The organism is Alkalibacillus haloalkaliphilus C5, assembly GCF_000269905.1.
GTDB lineage: Bacteria > Bacillota > Bacilli > Bacillales > Alkalibacillaceae > Alkalibacillus > Alkalibacillus haloalkaliphilus_A.
In genome coordinates this window covers 1-663 of the sequence record NZ_AKIF01000286.1, presented here as the reverse complement: position 1 = coordinate 663, position 663 = coordinate 1, and the positions used below count along the sequence as shown (strand labels likewise).

Sequence of the window (663 nt, the reverse complement as noted above, 5' to 3'; positions counted from 1 at the left end):
GCTGGTGTAGCACCTGAAGAAGGCGTGTCAGCTATAACGTTAGCTGCAAAAGCCGTATCTAAAATGCCTTTAGGTCGAATTGATGATGAAACGACAGCGAATATTGGTCGTTTTGAAGGTGGTCAAGCAACGAATATCGTTTGTGATGAAGCGTATATTTTAGCTGAGGCCCGTTCGTTAGAGCCTGAAAAATTAGAGAAGCAAATTGAAAAAATGCAGAAAGCTTGCCGCCAAGCAGAAGAAGAAGTTGGTGGCGAAGTAGAAGTGAAAGTTAACTATATGTATCCTGGTTATAAGCACCAAAAAGGCGATCAAGTAGTTGAAGTCGCACGACACGCGGCGAAGTCAATTGGACGAACTAGTGAACTAGAAGCTAGTGGTGGTGGAAGTGATGCTAACATCATTGCAGGATTAGGGATTCCGACTGTTAACTTATGTGTTGGATACGAGAATATTCATACAACAGATGAGCGGATGCCTGTTGGTGAATTAGTTAAAATTGCTGAATTATTAACAGCCATTTCAATTGAAGCGGCTAAATAATCTCGTGTTATAATAAAGTATGGGCAACGTTGTCCATACTTTTTCTGTTTAGTAAGTAGGTGATGAAGTGGGAAAAGGCCGAATTATCTTTCATGTAGATATGAATAGTTTCTATGATCA

General features: G+C 40.3%; 1 protein-coding gene. It reads left to right on the top strand.

The window, feature by feature from the left end:
• Positions 1 to 543, top strand: a 543-nt coding sequence (locus A194_RS0116460; protein ID WP_017187861.1) for a M20/M25/M40 family metallo-hydrolase, incomplete at its 5' end; no start/stop codon positions are given.
• Positions 544 to 663: the final 120 nt, after the last annotated feature.